Annotated in this window: 1 protein-coding gene; it reads left to right on the top strand. The window is 47.5% G+C overall.

Annotated features, from left to right (window positions below):
* A partial coding sequence (locus LG367_RS18080) for a M4 family metallopeptidase (protein WP_226470662.1) occupies positions 1-671 on the top strand: 671 nt, incomplete at both ends.

The raw sequence follows: 671 nt of genomic DNA on the forward strand, positions 1-671 counted from the left end.
CCAAAGCGTGGCGATGGAAAAACCCTCAACGGCGAAAACAAGCCGGCAGACGATGCACTGATCTTTGCTGCACAACGTAAATATAATAAATTAGGAGTGGTGTCCCAGGTCGATGACAGTAAGCTGGGTAAACCGTATTTCGATACGAACAATGTTTGGGGTGACAATCAGATCGATCTGACTCAGCGCATTGGTGCTGAAGTCCACTATGGTATGGCCAAGACATGGGACTATTACAAGCAGCGTCATGATCGGAATGGTATTGCCAATGACGGCAAGGGCATTCGGGCGGTAGTGAATGTCGAGTCGTTTGTGGAGGGGTACACTAATGCTTTCTGGTTGGCTGGTTTGAACAGTATGTTCTATCTCAATGGTTCTGCTAACGACGAGTCGAATCCAGTTGTCACCCTTGAAACCATCGGTCATGAGATGACTCATGGTGTAACTGATGCGACGGCGAAGCTGATCTACTCTGGTGAGTCTGGAGGCCTCAATGAAGCGAACTCAGACATCATGGGCACGATGGTGGAATTTTTTGATAACAATCCCAAAGATCCACCAGATTATCTCATTGCCGAAAATGTAATGCAGGACGGAAAACCGTGGCGTTATATGTTCAAGCCGAGCCTGGATGACGAATCGCAGGATTGTTACGATAAGAATTCCCCCAT

This window comes from Luteimonas panaciterrae (assembly GCF_020511115.1).
Classification (GTDB): Bacteria; Pseudomonadota; Gammaproteobacteria; order Xanthomonadales; family Xanthomonadaceae; genus Luteimonas; species Luteimonas panaciterrae.